Source organism: Enterobacter sp. DC4 (genome assembly GCF_000568095.1).
Taxonomy (GTDB): domain Bacteria; phylum Pseudomonadota; class Gammaproteobacteria; order Enterobacterales; family Enterobacteriaceae; genus Enterobacter; species Enterobacter pseudoroggenkampii.
The window spans coordinates 103,234-120,159 of the sequence record NZ_AZUB01000009.1 but is presented as its reverse complement, the minus strand read 5'-3'; the positions used below and the strand labels follow the sequence as shown (position 1 = coordinate 120,159).

General features: G+C 54.6%; 19 protein-coding genes. 7 read left to right on the top strand and 12 right to left on the bottom strand.

Annotated features, from left to right (window positions below):
- Window positions 1–175 precede the first annotated feature (175 nt).
- Window positions 176–1,846: an NAD-dependent DNA ligase LigB gene (ligB, locus tag P349_RS03555; RefSeq protein WP_032650706.1), complete on the top strand. Its 1,671-nt coding sequence runs from the start codon at window positions 176–178 to the stop codon at window positions 1,844–1,846.
- A 2-nt stretch (window positions 1,847–1,848) separates the two neighbouring features.
- Here ligB and P349_RS03560 read toward each other — a convergent pair whose 3' ends face one another.
- Both P349_RS03560 and P349_RS03565 read right to left on the bottom strand, forming a co-directional pair.
- Complete coding sequence (locus P349_RS03560) at window positions 1,849–2,466, bottom strand: trimeric intracellular cation channel family protein (protein WP_023334014.1); 618 nt, start codon at window positions 2,464–2,466, stop codon at window positions 1,849–1,851.
- A gap of 205 nt (window positions 2,467–2,671) precedes the next feature.
- Window positions 2,672–3,535 carry a YicC/YloC family endoribonuclease gene (locus tag P349_RS03565; RefSeq protein ID WP_032650708.1) on the bottom strand — a complete coding sequence of 288 codons (864 nt, stop codon included), beginning with the start codon at window positions 3,533–3,535 and terminating at the stop codon, window positions 2,672–2,674.
- Between the two features lie 125 nt (window positions 3,536–3,660).
- Here P349_RS03565 and rph point away from each other — a divergent pair, with 125 nt between their 5' ends.
- Window positions 3,661–4,377, top strand: coding sequence for a ribonuclease PH (gene rph, locus P349_RS03570; RefSeq protein WP_024906632.1), 717 nt, complete (start codon window positions 3,661–3,663; stop codon window positions 4,375–4,377).
- Between the two features lie 67 nt (window positions 4,378–4,444).
- Window positions 4,445–5,086 (top strand): orotate phosphoribosyltransferase, encoded by a 642-nt coding sequence (gene pyrE / locus P349_RS03575; protein WP_024906631.1) that lies wholly within the window; start codon window positions 4,445–4,447, stop codon window positions 5,084–5,086.
- Between the two features lie 83 nt (window positions 5,087–5,169).
- Here the strand turns inward: pyrE and slmA are convergent, their stop codons facing one another.
- The 3 genes from slmA to coaBC form a co-directional block, all read right to left on the bottom strand.
- On the bottom strand, window positions 5,170–5,766 hold the full coding sequence (slmA, locus tag P349_RS03580; protein ID WP_024906630.1) for a nucleoid occlusion factor SlmA: 597 nt from the start codon (window positions 5,764–5,766) through the stop codon (window positions 5,170–5,172).
- A 120-nt stretch (window positions 5,767–5,886) separates the two neighbouring features.
- Window positions 5,887–6,345, bottom strand: a complete 459-nt coding sequence (gene dut / locus P349_RS03585) for a dUTP diphosphatase (RefSeq protein ID WP_008502691.1) — start codon at window positions 6,343–6,345, stop codon at window positions 5,887–5,889.
- Window positions 6,323–7,534, bottom strand: a complete 1,212-nt coding sequence (gene coaBC, locus P349_RS03590) for a bifunctional phosphopantothenoylcysteine decarboxylase/phosphopantothenate--cysteine ligase CoaBC (RefSeq protein WP_152540096.1) — start codon at window positions 7,532–7,534, stop codon at window positions 6,323–6,325. The genes dut and coaBC overlap by 23 nt, the downstream gene beginning before the upstream one ends.
- A 172-nt stretch (window positions 7,535–7,706) precedes the next feature.
- On the opposite strand from coaBC, the gene radC reads away from it, so the two are divergent.
- The 4 genes from radC to mutM all read left to right on the top strand — a co-directional run bounded on the left by radC (window position 7,707) and on the right by mutM (window position 9,902).
- Window positions 7,707–8,375, top strand: coding sequence for a RadC family protein (radC, locus tag P349_RS03595; protein WP_024906628.1), 669 nt, complete (start codon window positions 7,707–7,709; stop codon window positions 8,373–8,375).
- 218 nt (window positions 8,376–8,593) lie between these two features.
- Window positions 8,594–8,830, top strand: coding sequence for a 50S ribosomal protein L28 (gene rpmB, locus P349_RS03600; protein WP_002436699.1), 237 nt, complete (start codon window positions 8,594–8,596; stop codon window positions 8,828–8,830).
- A 22-nt stretch (window positions 8,831–8,852) separates the two neighbouring features.
- On the top strand, window positions 8,853–9,020 hold the full coding sequence (rpmG, locus tag P349_RS03605; RefSeq protein ID WP_003024094.1) for a 50S ribosomal protein L33: 168 nt from the start codon (window positions 8,853–8,855) through the stop codon (window positions 9,018–9,020).
- A 72-nt stretch (window positions 9,021–9,092) separates the two neighbouring features.
- A complete protein-coding gene (gene mutM / locus P349_RS03610; protein ID WP_032643723.1) occupies window positions 9,093–9,902 on the top strand; it encodes a bifunctional DNA-formamidopyrimidine glycosylase/DNA-(apurinic or apyrimidinic site) lyase in 810 nt (269 codons plus the stop codon).
- 2 nt (window positions 9,903–9,904) lie between these two features.
- Here the strand turns inward: mutM and coaD are convergent, their stop codons facing one another.
- The 7 genes from coaD to rfaQ form a co-directional block, all read right to left on the bottom strand.
- Entirely contained in the window at window positions 9,905–10,384 is a 480-nt protein-coding gene (gene coaD / locus P349_RS03615) for a pantetheine-phosphate adenylyltransferase (protein ID WP_024906627.1), read from the bottom strand.
- A gap of 3 nt (window positions 10,385–10,387) precedes the next feature.
- Window positions 10,388–11,158, bottom strand: a complete 771-nt coding sequence (locus P349_RS03620) for a glycosyltransferase family 2 protein (RefSeq protein WP_032650712.1) — start codon at window positions 11,156–11,158, stop codon at window positions 10,388–10,390.
- Window positions 11,158–12,432, bottom strand: coding sequence for a lipid IV(A) 3-deoxy-D-manno-octulosonic acid transferase (gene waaA, locus P349_RS03625; protein ID WP_024906625.1), 1,275 nt, complete (start codon window positions 12,430–12,432; stop codon window positions 11,158–11,160). The genes P349_RS03620 and waaA overlap by 1 nt, the downstream gene beginning before the upstream one ends.
- A 66-nt stretch (window positions 12,433–12,498) precedes the next feature.
- The gene (locus tag P349_RS03630; RefSeq protein WP_032650714.1) at window positions 12,499–13,488 is read right to left on the bottom strand and encodes a glycosyltransferase; all 990 of its coding nucleotides are present in this window, start codon (window positions 13,486–13,488) and stop codon (window positions 12,499–12,501) included.
- Window positions 13,489–13,499: 11 nt separating this feature from the next.
- The gene (locus tag P349_RS03635) at window positions 13,500–14,600 is read right to left on the bottom strand and encodes a glycosyltransferase (protein ID WP_032650717.1); all 1,101 of its coding nucleotides are present in this window, start codon (window positions 14,598–14,600) and stop codon (window positions 13,500–13,502) included.
- A gap of 2 nt (window positions 14,601–14,602) precedes the next feature.
- On the bottom strand, window positions 14,603–15,730 hold the full coding sequence (locus tag P349_RS03640) for a glycosyltransferase family 4 protein (RefSeq protein WP_032650719.1): 1,128 nt from the start codon (window positions 15,728–15,730) through the stop codon (window positions 14,603–14,605).
- Window positions 15,727–16,797: a putative lipopolysaccharide heptosyltransferase III gene (gene rfaQ, locus P349_RS03645; RefSeq protein ID WP_081758225.1), complete on the bottom strand. Its 1,071-nt coding sequence runs from the start codon at window positions 16,795–16,797 to the stop codon at window positions 15,727–15,729. The genes P349_RS03640 and rfaQ overlap by 4 nt, the downstream gene beginning before the upstream one ends.
- Window positions 16,798–16,926 lie beyond the last annotated feature (129 nt).

The following is a 16,926-nucleotide window of genomic DNA, read 5'->3' as shown; positions in this document are numbered from 1 at the left end:
CTTTGTCACACTTTTTCCCCTCGATTATTGAATTTTGCGTGCCGTTTTCAGGTTTTATCTGAGGTTTTCAGCAACCAAAAGAAATACCGGATAGCGTCTCGCATTGCGAATCGTTGCCGTTAGCGTTGTTTCAGGCATCCGGGTATACCTCCTGCAACGCAAAGGAGGGGTAGCGATGTGGCAATGGATAAGCGGGTTAATGCTGTTGTGGTGCGGTTATGGCGCGGCGATGTGTCCGGTGTGGTCGCAGGCAAAAGCAGAGAAAGAGATGGCGTCGTTAAGCACGCAAATCAAACGCTGGGATGAGGCTTACTGGAAGCAGGGCGTGAGCGAGATCAACGACGAGGTTTACGACCAGCTTCACGGGCGTTTAACGCAGTGGCAGCGCTGTTTTGGCAGTGAGCCTTCAGAAGAGAGACTCCCCGCGCTGACGGGGAGCGTAAAACATCCTGTTGCCCACACGGGCGTGCATAAGGTGGCCAGCAAAGAGGAACTGAGACAGTGGATGCGTGCGCGCCAACATCTGTGGCTGCAGCCGAAAGTTGACGGTGTGGCGGTGACGCTGGTCTATCGTGACGGGAAGTTAACCCAGGCCATCAGTCGCGGTGATGGCCTGAAAGGGGAAGACTGGACCGGGAAGGTGCGTTTAGTCCCGTCTGTTCCGCAAAAGCTCACCGGCAAGCTGGCGAACAGCGTCTTACAGGGCGAGCTCTTCTGGCTGCGCGACAACCACATTCAGCAGCAGATGGGCGGAATGAACGCTCGTGCAAAGGTGGCGGGGGCGATGATGCGGCAAAAGGATAACTCGCTATTGAGCAAGATCGGCGTATTCATCTGGGCCTGGCCGGACGGACCGAAAGATATGCAGACCTCTTTAGCTGAACTGTCTCAGGCTGGTTTTACGCTGTCGGCACGGTATACGCTTCCCGCCGAATCTGTTGATGGCGTCGAGAAACAGCGCGCGGCCTGGCACGCGACCGCATTACCCTTTGCCACGGATGGCATTGTGGTGCGTTCGGAGGATGAACCCGCGGGCGAAGATTGGTTGCCGGGAGAAGGCAACTGGGTTGTTGCGTGGAAATATGCGCCTACAGCCCAGGTTGCTGAGGTGAGTAATATTCATTTTTCCGTGGGGCGAACGGGCAAAATTTCCGTTGTAGCCGCGCTGGAACCCGTGCAACTGGATGATAAACAGGTGCAGCGGGTGAGCCTGGGCTCGGTTGGACGTTGGCAGAGACTGGATATTGCCCCGGGGGATCAGATACAGATCAGCCTGGCCGGGCAGGGTATCCCCCGGTTTGATAAAGTGCTCTGGCGCGGGACGGACAGACATAAACCAGAGCCTCCGGCCTCGCGTTATCATTCGCTTAGCTGTTTCTACGCTTCCCCGGAGTGTATGGAGCAGTTCTTTGCCCGGCTGACCTGGCTCAGTTCAAAGCAGGTACTTGATATTGAAGGATTAGGCGAGTCAGGCTGGCGTACCCTCTGGCAGGCGCATCATTTTGAACATCTCTTTTCATGGCTGTTATTAACTCAGGCGCAGTTGCAGTCTACACCGGGGTTTTCCTCAGCACGCGGGCTGGCGCTCTGGCACCGATTTAATCTGGTGCGCGAGAAGCCGTTTATCCGCTGGCTCATGGCATTGGGTGTGCCAATGACGCAGGCTTCGCTGAAGGCGATGGGAGACGTATCGTGGGAGAAGATGAACGGGCGCAACGCAAAGGACTGGCAGGCCCTGCCGGGAACGGGAGAGGAAAAAGCGCGACAAATCGTTAACTGGATGCTCGCGCCTCAGATTGATGTGCTGGCGAAATGGCTCGCTGAACAGCACATCAACGGGTTCTGAAACTAGTGTGCGCTGTGTTTGTAATGAAAAACGGGCAGCCCGAGCTTCAGGCGCAGCGCTAGCATGCGGGCCGTAAAGCCAAACAGTAGCGTCGAGATGACCACCACATCATGGTTAGAAACGTAATGCTGCAGGGCGATATAAAGCACCGCTGCCGCAAAGGAGATGCCGGCATACAGTTCTTTTTGAAAGACCAGAGGAATGCGCTTGCAGAACATATCGCGCAGCACACCGCCGAATACGCCCGTGACCACGGCGGCAATGGTAGCGATAACCGGTCCTTCCCCCATATCGAGCGCGATTTGCGCACCGATGATCGAAAAGACGATCAGCCCCAGCGCATCAAGCACCAGGAACAGGCGGCGAAGATGGGGCATAACGGGCGCCACGATGGTGGTTAACACGGCAGCAGTCGCCACAATAATCACGTATTCAGGGTGTTTAACCCAGCCGAGCGGGTAATGGCCAAGCAGGATATCGCGCACGGAACCACCGCCAAGCGCGGTCGCGGTAGCAATAATGATTACGCCGAAGGTGTCCATACGGCGACGTCCGGCGGCAAGCGCGCCGGTCATGGCTTCTGCGGTGATGCCAATGAGATAAAGGATGTGAAGCAGCATATACCCTCCGGTGTGAACGCGGGGAGGTTAGCGATTTGTGCGCAAGATCACGATTGAGATTTTCTAAGGCGACGGGGTTTGCCCTATATATTTTTATCAATTTAAGTTGAATGAGCTTGATGAAAGGCGGTGAAGCGCAAAATCAGGTGTAAGAATGGATTAGAAATAATAATGGGTGGCGCCGTCGACACCACCCGGAAAGGCTTTACTCGATGTTCTGAATCTGCTCGCGCATCTGCTCAATCAGCACTTTCAACTCAATCGCTGAATTCGTCACGTCTGCATTGATCGACTTAGACGCCAGGGTGTTCGACTCGCGGTTGAACTCCTGCATCATAAAGTCCAGACGGCGGCCCACCGCTTCCTTCTTCTTCAGAATGTTGTAGGTCTCTTTAACGTGCGCTTCCAGACGGTCCAGCTCTTCAGCGACATCGATACGCTGCGCCATCAGCACCAGCTCTTGTTCCAGACGGGTGTTTTCCAGCTGAACTTCCGCTTCTTCCAGTTTGGCGACAAGGCGTTCGCGCTGCCACTGCAGCACTTCCGGCATATGGGCGCGGACTTTCGCTACTTCGGTGCTCACGCCTTCAAGGCGCTGCTCAATCATCGCTTTCAGCGCCTGACCTTCGGTTTCGCGGGCAACGATAAAGTCGTCCAGCGTGCCGTCGAGGGCTGCCAGGATTTCAGCGGCAATGGCATCCAGATCCTGCTCACCAGCTGCCATGACGCCAGGCCAGCGCAGAATATCAACCGGGTTGATTTCACCTTCATCGCTCTGCATTTTGACCCAGTTCGCCGCATTCACGAGCTGTTTCGCCAGTTTTTCGTTGAGGATCAGCTCGCCCTGTGCGCTGGCATCAGGCTCAAAGCGCAGGTTACATTCCACTTTACCGCGCGTCAGACGCGTACGAATACGCTCGCGTACAACAGGCTCAAGGCTGCGGAACTGCTCCGGCATACGGAAATACGTTTCCAGGTAACGCTGGTTTACCGAGCGCATTTCCCATGTGGCGCTACCCCAGCTACCCTTGATTTCACGCCGGGCGTAGGCGGTCATACTGCGGATCATAGACATTCCCGTTTTTAAAGGAGAGATGGGGGGATTATAGCTTTCGGGGGCTTCTCAGGATAGGAATAAGCGTCCTTTATCCGTATAATGCGCAGCCACATTCGTTTCAAGCCGGAGAATCCATCATGCGTCCATCAGGTCGTAGCGCCAACCAGGTGCGTCCCGTCATCCTGACCCGTAACTATACAAAACACGCTGAAGGCTCCGTGCTGGTTGAGTTTGGTGACACTAAAGTGCTGTGCACTGCCTCCATCGAAGAAGGTGTTCCGCGCTTCCTGAAAGGTCAGGGTCAGGGCTGGATCACCGCAGAATACGGCATGCTGCCGCGTGCGACCCATACCCGTAATGCCCGTGAAGCGGCAAAGGGGAAGCAGGGCGGTCGTACCATGGAGATTCAGCGTCTAATCGCGCGCGCGCTTCGCGCCGCCGTTGACCTGAAAATCCTCGGCGAATTCACCATCACTCTCGATTGCGACGTAATTCAGGCAGACGGCGGTACGCGTACCGCATCCATTACCGGTGCCTGCGTGGCGCTGGCGGACGCTCTGAACAAGCTGGTTGCGGCCGGCAAGCTGAAAACCAACCCAATGAAAGGCATGGTTGCGGCGGTTTCAGTCGGTATCGTTAACGGCGAAGCGCTTTGCGATCTGGAATACGTTGAAGATTCCGCAGCCGAAACCGACATGAACGTGGTGATGACCGAAGACGGTCGCATCATTGAAGTACAGGGTACGGCGGAAGGCGAGCCGTTCACTCACGAAGAGCTTCTCTCTCTGCTGGCGTTGGCCCGAGGGGGAATCGAATCTATTGTAACGACGCAGAAAGCGGCGTTAGAAAATTGATTTTAAAGGCGACCAATGAGTCGCCTTTTTTTTGCCTGTAAGACAGAAAAACCAAAGGAGCAAATCCATGAAATCGTATCAGCGCCAGTTTATTGAGTTTGCGCTCAACAAGCAGGTACTCAAGTTTGGCGAATTTACGCTGAAATCCGGGCGTAAGAGTCCCTATTTCTTCAACGCCGGGCTGTTTAATACCGGGCGCGATCTGGCATTGTTAGGCCGTTTCTATGCCGAAGCGCTGGTGGATTCCGGGATTGATTTTGACCTGCTGTTTGGCCCGGCCTATAAAGGCATTCCGATTGCGACCACCACTGCGGTGGCGCTGGCGGAACATCATGACCGTGACGTGCCGTACTGCTTTAACCGCAAAGAGGCTAAAACCCACGGTGAAGGCGGGAATCTGGTTGGCAGCCCGCTGCAGGGCCGCGTGATGCTGGTGGACGACGTGATCACCGCGGGTACGGCGATCCGCGAATCAATGGAGATCATTCAGGCCAACGGTGCGACGCTTGCTGGCGTGCTGATTTCTCTGGATCGTCAGGAACGTGGTCGCGGGGAAATTTCCGCTATTCAGGAAGTCGAGCGCGATTACAGCTGCAAAGTGACGTCGATTATCACTCTGAAAGACCTGATTGCGTATCTGGAAGAGAAGCCTGAGATGGCGGACCATCTGGCGGCGGTACGTGCGTACCGGGAAGCGTTCGGGGTGTAGTTAAATTGCCCGGTGGCGCTACGCTTAACGGGCCTGCGCATTTCGTAGGCCCGATAAGGCGAAGCCGCCACCCGGCAACGGTGTTACTGCAACTGAGCAGCCACTAACGGCCAGCGGGCGTCAAAATCGTCCGTTGGACAGTATTTGAACTCGCTGCGCACAAAGCGAGAGAGCATCCCTTCACAAAACGCCAGAATCTGGCTCGCCAGCAGCGTTTCATCAATGCTGTAACCTTCGCCTTCGCGCATTTTCTTTTCGCGCAGTACCTGGCGCAGCTGAGCTTCAATGCGTTCGAAAAGCTGGTTAATGCGGCCCTGCAGTCTGTCCTGCTCAAACATCAGCGCGTGGCCGGTGAGGATACGAGTTAAGCCCGGATTGCGTTCACCGAAGCCCAGGATTAACAGCACAATCAGACGCAGACGCGCGGTGGTGTCTTTTTCGTCTTTCAGAATCAGGTTGATGCGCGTGATCAGGCTGTCTTCAATAAACTCGATCAGGCTGTCGAACATCCGGGTCTTGCTCGGAAAATGACGGTACAGCGCCGCCTCAGACACGCCCACAGAGGCGGCCAGTTTAGCGGTGGTGATGCGTTGACTGCCATCGCTGGATTCAAGCATCAGAGCCAGAGATTGAAGTATTTCTTCGCGACGATTCCTTTTCGCGGTTTGTTTTTCTGCCATGTTACAAAATACCCCTGAAAATAAGCACTTGCCAGGCTGGCATCCACACAGCGACCGCAAACGGGCGTTTGCGGTTTGTTATTGCATTATGACGCTGTGAGATACGTGTCTGTCGGGCCGTTATTTGCGCCCGGAATGGCCGAAGCCGCCTTCGCCGCGGTCGGTGGCGTCAAAGTCTGCCACCAGGTTAAATTCTGCCTGTACCACCGGTACAAAGACCATCTGTGCGATACGCTCACCCGGTTCAATGGTGAAGCTGTCCTGACCACGGTTCCAGACGGAGACCATCAGCTGACCCTGGTAGTCGGAGTCGATCAGGCCGACCAGGTTCCCCAGCACAACGCCGTGCTTATGGCCCAGGCCAGAACGCGGCAGGATCACCGCCGCCAGCGACGGGTCAGCAATGTGAATGGCCAGGCCAGTTGGAACCAGGGTAGTGGCACCCGGAGCCAGTTCTACGGCGTCATCGAGACAGGCGCGCAGGTCAAGACCGGCAGAGCCGGAGGTGGCATAGGTTGGCAGCGGGAATTGCTCGCCAACACGCGGGTCCAGAATCTTAACGTCGATTTTTTTCATCATAACGGGTAACGATCTCGTCGAGTAATTGTTGGCCCAGGAGTTCCTTGCGCTCAAGCGGTAAGACTTTATCTCCATCCTGCCAGAAAAGGTGCAGTGCGTTGCTGTCGCTGTTAAATCCTTGTGTGGCCAGCGATACGTCGTTCGCGCAAATCAAATCGAGGTTTTTGCGGGTACGTTTTTGCCGGGCATATTCTTCCACATTATTCGTTTCTGCGGCAAACCCAACAACGTATGGACGGTGGCTTTTTAGTGCGGCGACACCGGCAACAATGTCCGGGTTTTTTACCATTTTTAGTGTTAATTCATCGCCTTGCTTTTTAATTTTAGCCTCGGCGATCGTCTCGGCACGATAGTCTGCGACGGCCGCACAGCCGATAAAAATCTGCTGGCTTTGCGCATGAGCCTGTACGGCGGCTTCCATCTCCAGCGCGGTAGTAACGTCAATTCGCTTCACAAACGCAGGGGTAGGCAGAGAGACCGGGCCGCTCACCAGCGTGACGTTCGCGCCACGCTTCGCAGCGGCGGCGGCAATCGCAAAGCCCATTTTACCGGAGCTGTGGTTGGTGATGTAGCGCACCGGATCCAGCGGCTCGCGCGTGGGGCCCGCGGTAATCATGATGTTGAGATGTTGCAGATCGTTGACAGGCGAAAAATGGGTTGCGGCCATATCAACAATCGTTAGCGGGTCAAGCATGCGACCCGGGCCAACATCGCCGCAGGCCTGGCTGCCGCTGTCCGGACCCCAGATAAGCAGGCCGCGTGAGGCCAGCGTCTCCAGATTGTGCTGGGTGGCCGCGTTACGGTACATCTGCTGGTTCATGGCAGGAACGACTGCAACAGGGGCAGGCGTGGCCAGACAAATGGTAGAGACCAGATCGTTTGCCATACCGGCCGCCACCCGGGCGATTAAATCAGCCGTGGCGGGGGCAAGGATAACCAGGTCAGCCCATTTACCCAGCTCAATATGGCCCATCGCGGCTTCGGCGGCCGGATCGAGCAGGCTGTCAGATACCGGGTATCCTGAAACGGCCTGCAGGCTCAGGGGAGTGATAAAGGCTTTACCGCCTTCGGTTATCGCGACCCGCACATCTGCCCCGCGCTCGCGCAGACGACGCACCAGCTCCGGCGCTTTGTAGGCAGCAATGCCGCCGCTCACGCCAAGAACGATTTTTTTACCGGCCAGGCTCATCATGATTCTTTCCTGTTGGGTTTCACCAGAGAGCAGGCATTTTATCACAATCCCCAAAGTGGGGTGATTTTGTCCTTCGACCACTTTGCGAGGCGCTACGCAAGAACGCAACGTGGCCGTCGAACGCCGGATTGGCGTGTGGCAGCATGCGGCTAAAAAAGGGAGAAAGAGCATGGAAGAAGAGGATGAGCAGCTGCTGCCGCGCGAAAAACTGCTGCGCTATGACGTCACCCTGTTAAAAGATGATGAACTGCTGGCGCTCTTTTTACGTACCGGAACGCCCGGAAAAACGGTATTTACGCTGGCAAAAGAGCTGATAGCACGTTTCGGTTCGCTGTACGGTTTACTGACCGCCGATCTGGCGCAGTTTACGCACGTTGAGGGGATCGGCGTGGCGAAATATGCCCAGTTGCGGGCCATTGCCGAACTTGCCCGCCGTTTTTACAATGTCCGCATGGAGAAGGACGATCCGATCCTGACGCCCGCGATGACGCGCGAATTCCTGCAAAGCCAGTTAACCGATATTGAACGCGAGATCTTTATGGTGATCTTTGTTGATAACAGAAATCGGGTGCTGAAACATAGCTGTCTCTTTGCGGGTACTTTGAGCCACGTTGAGGTGCATCCGCGTGAAATTGTGCGGGAAGCGATAAAAGTGAATGCAGCGGGCGTGATCCTCGCGCATAATCACCCCTCTGGCTGTGCAGAACCGAGCAGAGCGGACAAAGAAATCACCGAACGCATTATCAAATGCTGTCAATTCATGGACATTCGTGTGCTGGACCATCTGATAATTGGCCGCGGTGAGTACATTTCTTTCGCAGAACATGGCTGGATTTAGGCTATTTCTCGCGATCCATCGGGATCTTTGTCTGTTCGGGACTTGAGCACACCGCCGAGTCAGCGTATACTACGCCACCTTTGAGAATCTCGGGTTTGGCATTTGGGCCTGGCAATCGAGAGTTCACTTAGAACTATGCGATGACCGGGCTGTAAAGCCTGACGAGGCGCCGATACCCCATACGAAGCTCGAGCTAATTTGATTTTTGGAGAATAGACATGTCCCGAGTCTGCCAAGTTACTGGCAAGCGTCCGGTGACCGGTAACAACCGTTCCCACGCACTGAACGCGACTAAACGCCGTTTCCTGCCGAACCTGCACTCTCACCGTTTCTGGGTTGAGAGCGAGAAGCGTTTTGTCACCCTGCGCGTATCTGCTAAAGGTATGCGTGTAATCGATAAGAAAGGCATCGATACAGTTCTGTCCGAACTGCGTGCCCGTGGCGAAAAGTACTAAGTACTTAAAGAGGAAATAAATCATGGCTAAAGGTATTCGCGAGAAAATCAAGCTGGTTTCTTCTGCTGGTACAGGTCACTTCTACACCACCACGAAGAACAAACGTACTAAGCCGGAAAAACTGGAACTGAAAAAGTTCGATCCAGTTGTACGCCAGCACGTACTGTACAAAGAAGCTAAAATCAAATAATTTTAGTCTCCTTGTATCGAAAAACCCCGCAACTGCGGGGTTTTTTGCATTCTGTATCTCAACGGAGGAACCATGCCTGAATTACCTGAGGTAGAAACCAGTCGTCGCGGCATTGAGCCCCATCTGGTCGGCGCGACGATTCTTCACGCGGTGGTCCGCAACGGACGTCTGCGCTGGCCGGTGTCCGATGAGATCCATGCCCTGAGCGATCAACCCGTCCTTAGCGTGCAGCGCCGCGCGAAATACCTGCTGCTGGAACTGCCCGACGGCTGGATCATTATCCACCTGGGGATGTCCGGGAGCCTGCGCATTCTTACCGAAGAACTGCCTGCTGAAAAGCACGACCACGTCGATCTGGTGATGAGCAACGGCAAAGTGCTCCGTTACACTGACCCACGGCGCTTTGGCGCGTGGCTGTGGACGAAGGAGCTGGAAGGACATAACGTGCTGGCGCATCTGGGCCCGGAGCCGCTTTCAGACGCGTTTAACGCGGAATATCTTAAGGCGAAGTGCGCGAAGAAGAAAAGCCCGATTAAGCCCTGGCTAATGGATAACAAGCTGGTGGTCGGCGTGGGGAATATTTATGCCAGCGAATCGCTGTTTGCCGCCGGGATCCATCCCGATCGGCTGGCCTCTTCGCTGTCGGCGCAGGAGTGTGAGTTGCTGGTCCGGGTGATTAAAGCCGTATTACTTCGCTCGATTGAGCAGGGCGGGACAACGCTGAAGGACTTCCTGCAAAGTGACGGTAAGCCGGGCTATTTTGCCCAGGAGCTTCAGGTGTATGGCCGTAAGGGCGAACCGTGCAGAGTCTGCGGCACGCCAGTTATTGCCACGAAGCACGCCCAGCGCGCCACGTTCTACTGCCGTCAGTGCCAGAAGTAGAGCTACTTTAGCTTTTCCATCAACGCCTGGTGGACGTTAACCGGCAGGAAATGGGTAACGTCCCCGTGATGACGCGCCACCTCTTTCACCAGCGTGGAAGAGATAAACGACCACTCTTTGGAGGGCATCAGGAACACGCTCTCCAGCTCCGGCATCAGGTGGCGGTTCATGTGCGCCAGCTGCATTTCATACTCGAAGTCTGCCACCGCGCGTAAACCACGGATCAGAATGTTTGCCTGCTGAGCGCGGGCGAAGTTAGCCATCAGGTCGCTAAACCCGACCACCTCAACATTCGGCAGGTGCGAAATGGCATCGGTGGCGAGCTGTACGCGCTCGTTGAGGTCAAACATCGGCTTTTTGCTGGGACTGGCGGCTATGGCCAGGATCACCTTGTCGAACATGCATGCCGCACGGGTGATGATATCAAGATGACCGTTGGTGATCGGATCGAAGGTACCCGGATAAATCGCTTTTGTGCTCATGGCTCACGTTTTCTCTGAGTAGCCGCGGCAGAGCGCCCACAGCTCGGTGTATTTGTTGAAAGTATACTGGGCATTCACTACCGCGAGTAACCAGCCCTGCTTACCGTCCAGTACGCCGCCGCGCAGCAGCAGTGTTTTCAGGAACGCGCCCAGCGTGTGGGTAAAGATACCCGTCAGCGAGGCCTTCTTGCCGCGCTGGTGACGCTCCTGCGCCCATGCGGTGGCATAGTTGAGCTGTTTACGCTGGAAGCTGGCGAAATCGCGGCAGGTCAGGTGCAGCAAATCGCCCGTCAGGGGGATGATCCGGGCGTTGTCGCAGGCCAGTGATTCATGGACGAGATTGTCGTTGTACTGATAGCGCTCGCGCTCGTAGAGGCGCGTCACGCGGTCTGGATACCAGCCGCTGTGGCGCATAAATCGGCCAAGGAAGTAGTTGCGGCGGGCAATGCTGTATACGGCGCCAGGCTCAGGCGAAGAAAGCACTGCCTGAATGGCCTGCTGAAGTTCTGGCGTAATACGCTCGTCAGTATCGAGCATCAGAACATACTCACCGGTGGCATACCCCTGCGCGCGCTGGCGCTGGATGCCATAGCCTTGCCAGTCAGTGTCGATAAACACTTTTACCCCCGCTGCCCGGGCAACGTCCACCGTGTTGTCCGTACTTCCGGAGTCAAGAATGACTATCTCGTCAGCCCAGGCAACGGAGGCCAGGCAGTCCGGAAGCAGGTCGGCGGCGTTTTTGGCGATCATCACGACCGACAGACGCGTTGACATTAGTGGCTCCGCTGGGGCAGGTAAGGTTGCAGAAGCTGCAGCAGACGGGTCAGGGCACCCTGATTCTGGTGCAGCACTTCGACCGCATGGCGCCCGTACCACAGGCGATAATCTTCGTCAGTCAGAAGGGTCGATACCTCTTTGACTACTGAATCTGCATCGGTCACGGTAATCAAACCATCGGCCTGCTGTAATTTCGCGCAGATATCTTTGAAGTTAAACGTGTGCGGCCCCATCAGCACCGGAATGGCGTGGGCTGCTGGCTCCAGCGGGTTATGTCCGCCACGCTCGACCAGGCTGCCGCCGACAAACGCGAGGTCAGCAATGCCGTACAGCAGCATCAGCTCGCCCATCGTATCGCCAATCACCACCTGGGTGCTGCCGGAAGGGATCTCACCGCTGCTGCGCAACGTGAAGCTGAAACCGCCTTTCTGCACCATTTCACGGGCATCTTTGAAACGTTCCGGATGGCGGGGCACGAGGATCAGCAGTAAATCAGGGAAGCTTTCCAGCAGCTTGCGGTGAGCCTGCAGGATGATCTCTTCTTCACCGTCATGGGTACTGGTCGCAATCCAGACCTGACGACGCGGGGCCCACTGGCGACGCAGCGTGATCGCACGGGCAGCGAGCTCAGGGGTAACCGAAATATCAAATTTCAGGCTGCCCGTCACCGCGAGCTGGTTGCGTTTGAGGCCTAGAGAGACAAAGCGTGCCGCATCTTCTTCATTCTGCGCGGCGATCAGCGTGATCTTGCTCAGCAGGCGGCGCATAAATTTACCCAGCTTGCCGTAGCCTTTCGCCGAGCGCTCTGACAGGCGCGCGTTGGCAATCACCAGCGGAATTTTGCGGGCATGCAGGGCGGAAATCATGTTCGGCCACAGTTCGGTTTCCATCACAATCACCAGCTTCGGGCGCACGGTGTTGAGGAAACGATTCATGGCGCAGGGCAGATCGTAAGGAAGATAGACGTGATGGACGTCTTTGCCAAAAGCGGATAACGCGCGCTCCGAGCCGGTTGGCGTCATCGTCGTGACGGTAATTGGCAGCGACGGGTAGCGGTGACGCAGGGCGCGAACCAGCGGGATTGCCGCCAGCGTTTCACCGACAGAAACGGAATGCAGCAAAATACCGTCCGGAGCGACTTTATTGCGGCAGAAGCCATAGCGTTCAGCCCAGCGTTTACGATACGCAGGCGCTTTACGGCTACGAAGCAACAGCCTCAGCCACACCAGTGGCTGAATGATGTAGAGCAGAGCGGTATACAACAATTCCAAGCGATTATCCGTTTTTTTAGTTTCGGCGGGCAAATTCTAAGCATTTAGGCCAGGTAAAGCTATCTCTTATGCCAGATACCGTTTCAAACGGAAATAACGGCGACCCAGCCGCCAGCGCAGACGCGGACTTTTTGCACTTTTCCAGATGAGTTTCCAGATGCCTGTTTCGAAGAACTCTTTAATAATCATTGATTTCTTCTTCTCATCCTTCATGTTGTCGAAGGTGTGAATAATTCCCAGCCCCTCTTTGGCAATTTGCCAGTGGCAGGCAGGGATCCCTTTCACTTTATCCGGATAACGCTGATTAATGTCATCGAGCATCTGCAGGATTTTCATGTAGTGACGCGCAGAGCGTATCAGCGTGTCGTCATTGTCCGGCATATGGGACACCGATGCAGAGTGAATATAGTAGTCGTAATAGCGTTCACTGGTGTACTGAACCCGCTCTGCCGCGAGCAGCACTTCGGTGGTCCACGGGATATCCTGATGGCGCAGGCCGGGTTCGAAATGGAAACTGTGTTGACGGATAAAGTCGTGGCGATAAATGTTCAGCCAGGTGACGTGAAGGAATTTACGCGAATCCAGCGCCATTTTTAACCACGCTGGGCCAGCCATGACTCCTGTCGACGCCAGTTTGTCTTCCGGGAAGATCGGGCGTGAGGGTTTCTTGTTGTTCTCCCAGACGTAGTTCCCGTTACAGGTGGCGACATCCAGATCCTGCGTGACGGCCATATCCAGCAGGCGCTGGTACATGCCGGGTTTAAAGACATCATCAATATCCGGGAAAGAGAGATATTGCCCTGTCGCAACGGCCAGACCGGTATTACGCGCGATGGATACGCCCTGGTTTTGTTGTTCTATGACCTGAAGCTGCGGCAGTTTTTCTCGCCAGTTTTCGACGATCTCCATCGAGCGGTCAGTAGAGCCATCATTGACAATGATGACTTCCATGCTGTCGATGCGTTGATTCACAAGGCAGGTAAAGAACTGATCCAGGAAAGCTTCACCGTTATAAACGGCAACCACCACGCTCAACAATGGGGCTGAATTTTGCATAAGAAACCTGATTATTTTTGATTGTCGACCAGAGCAATATATTGCTGGCAAATGGCATTGATACCGAACGACGCGATGGTGGCATCGCCAACGACCGGCGGGGCGGTATAAATATCCGCCATCGTTTTTGCCAGTGACGCGTCATTTAACTCTGCCAGCCCGCGCGCTAAGGCTCCGGTAAGGATTTCGGCGGGACCACCTGGGCAATTTGTACTGACTGGTGGCGTCTGGCAGATAATGGCTTCAACCAGTACATTACCAAAACCTTCGCAGTCAGAACTTAACACTAAAAGGCGTGCCCCTTTAATCCAGGGATAGGGATTGGAATCGAACGGGCGGAAAACCGTTTTGTTTTCAATACCCAGCTCGGCAGCAAGCTGCTTGAGTTTTTGAATTTGAGCTTCAGATCCATTGCCCATCATGACCAGCGTTGTGTCAATTTTACTCAGGGCGAACGCACGTAAAAGGCGGTCGTGGCGTTTGTGCTCATGGAAGCGGCCAACATGAATGATGTAATCCTTTCCCTGCATCTCGAAGGGAGCATCTGCCAGACGCTGAATTTCAGGAATATCGAAAGGATTATGGATAACCGCTTTGCGTCGAAGATTGAGTGCCAGCGTCTCGGAAAGATCTTTCAACACGGCGCCTGAGACGGCGACAACGTTTCGGTTTTCGTAGGTATGACGAATTTTAAGATGTTTAAACCAGCGTGAAAGTCCGCTGCGATGGCGAAGATAGGAGAACGAGAACATGCCGTGCACGCAGAACCAGACTTTGTCTCGTTCCAGCGCGCGGCAGTGCGCCACAATGCGATCTGTTTTGTGCAAATGAGAGAAAACCACATCAAATTTGCCGCTGCGCTCAGCCCGCTCAATCGCCTGATCCAGCAATTGGGCACGGCGTGGGATCTCCGTCAGCTTTCGCCACGGTTTTTTACATGTGTCCTGAACAACCTGATAATCGATGCCTTCCGGGATGGCGTAATCGCACACTTTCCGCAGAGAGAAGAGCGAGACCTGATGTCCCATTTCTATCAATCCGCTGGAAAGTGTCAGAACCGTTTTTTCAGCTCCGCCACCGGGTAAACCATCAATAATCATTAGGATGCGCATTTTTAATCCAGTAATTTTTGATAAAGCGAAATAAGCTGACTTGACAGTTTTTCGGGAGTGGCGTCTTTGACACGTTCCCGTGCCGCGCGTCCCATATTGTTATTTTTTTCCAGTGAAGGGATGGTTGCTACCGCTTCCTTCAATGTACTGATATCAAGGGCATCACAATAAAATCCGTTCTGGCCTTGCTGAATAAATTCTGCTCCACCGCAACTCTCTGAAGTAATGACGGGCAAGCCACAGGCCATCGCTTCAAGAATGACGTTAGGAAAGGGATCATACAGCGTTGGCAACAGTAAACCATCGGATAGCTGATAAAAAGGCAGAGTTTCTTTTTGCACCCCCAGAAAACGGATTTGCCCCTCGCAGCCTAACGAACGGGCGAGGTCGCGATAACGACTTTCTGCTTTATCTTGTCCAACCACAATCAGCCACGCTGATGTTCCCGCGATAGCGCGTATGGCGCTGGCCAATCCTTTTCGTTCAAACCCTGAGCCGACAAAGCAGAACACAACGGCATCGGCTGGCAAACCAAATTGTTGGCGCAAAATCGCACGCTGTGCCTCCTGGGCCGGAATGAAGCGGCTGGAATCAATAGAATTATAAATCACATGAATTTTATTTGCGTCAATATCAAAGTCTTCAACGATTTCGCGTTTGATCATCTCCGCATTACAAATTACGGCTTTTAACTCAGGCGCCTGATACATTTCCCGTTCCGCACGCATCACGTAGCGGTGATAGCGGTCATACATCAGCATTTGCGCACGCCAGGCAGGTAAAATGCGCGCGCGCTGCAGCAGCCAGCGGCGATGGACCCCATCACCCGCGCGATAGATATCACAACCCGGGATGCGCTCATGGCTTTGAACAATATCAAACTGCTGTTGCTGCCACAGCGCGCGGGCGGCCTGTGCAAATCCGCGTTCACGACTGATGCGACCCCATTTTTGAGGGTTGCAAATGTGAATATGCCAGTCGTCTTGCTTCTCTCCCTGCCACTCACGCGTGATGACGTTGAGTTCAAGGTTCTGATTGCTCAGCGCGGTGAGGGCGCGCGAAACGAAGCGTTCGGCTCCGCCATCAGGGCGATACTTTTGGCGAACAATGGCCAGACGATGGTGTTTCATGACAGATATCTTCTTGCGGCGGAGACGACAGCATCAACGGGAATAGCGTCGAGATAGCGTTCTTTCGTCCTGGTATCAATGGCATCCGGATCGGGTAGCGGGCCGTAATCGCCGGCCCAGATCACTTCCCCTTTAACCTGCCACGGTGACCAGAACGTCAGTTTTGATGGACCAAACAATGCCACGCAGGGCGTTTGCAGCGCGGCGGCCATATGCATCGGCACGGAGTCGACACCAATAAACAGCGAGGCATGGTCGATAAGCGACGCCAGCTGACGCAGCGTCAACTGGCCCGCGAGCGAAACGACACCGGTCTTCGGTGCGGCAGCGAGAATGCGATCGATCATCGCCAGCTCTTTTTTATCCGGGCCCGCGGTGAGCACAACCGTATGACCATCCTGCTGCAGTGCAGTGATGGTTTGCGCCATTTTGTCTTCGCTCCAGCATTTAAAGAACCAGCGGGACGTCGGCTGGATCACGATATAGCGCTCGCCCACACCCGTCTGCGTCAGTCTTTGACGGGCATAATCCCAATCTTCTGTGGCGTAGGCCATGGTGACGGCAGGCTGCGGCGCGACCGGTAATGGCGTCAAAATGGAGAGATTCTGTTCGACCGTATGCAGGGATTTGTGGCCGTCGACAGAGACCAGATCGGTATGACAAAAACGCCAGAATGCACTTTTGCGCTTGTTAAACGCGAATCCGAGGCGAACGGGTGCACCGGTAAAACGGGTGACGATAGCGCTACGCCATTGATCGGCAAGGTTAATGACCAGATGATAATGCTGATTTCTTAACGCACACAGCAGCTGCCACTCTTTTTGAAGATGCTTCAGCGTGCCCAACTGCTTCCATTTACGATCGATTCCATAAATTGTACCGATCGCCGGATGCGCGGCGAGCATATCGCGCGTTTCTTCATACAGCAGGACATCAATCTGCGCCTGCGGCCATTTTTGACGTAACGAATCAATGACGGGAGTGGTCAGCAACATGTCGCCATGATGGCGGAGTTTGATAAGTAAAATGCGCAGATCAGGTGTGTCAGGTAAGTTATTCATCATTATCTTATTGGCGTTGTACTGATGGCAATTCTAATAGACCTGATAGCGACTTGCACTCTTTCTCCATAATCTCAGTAATTTCCCAGGAAGGGTTTACTCATGCTTTGGAGAGTGCGTAACATAGCGCTAACT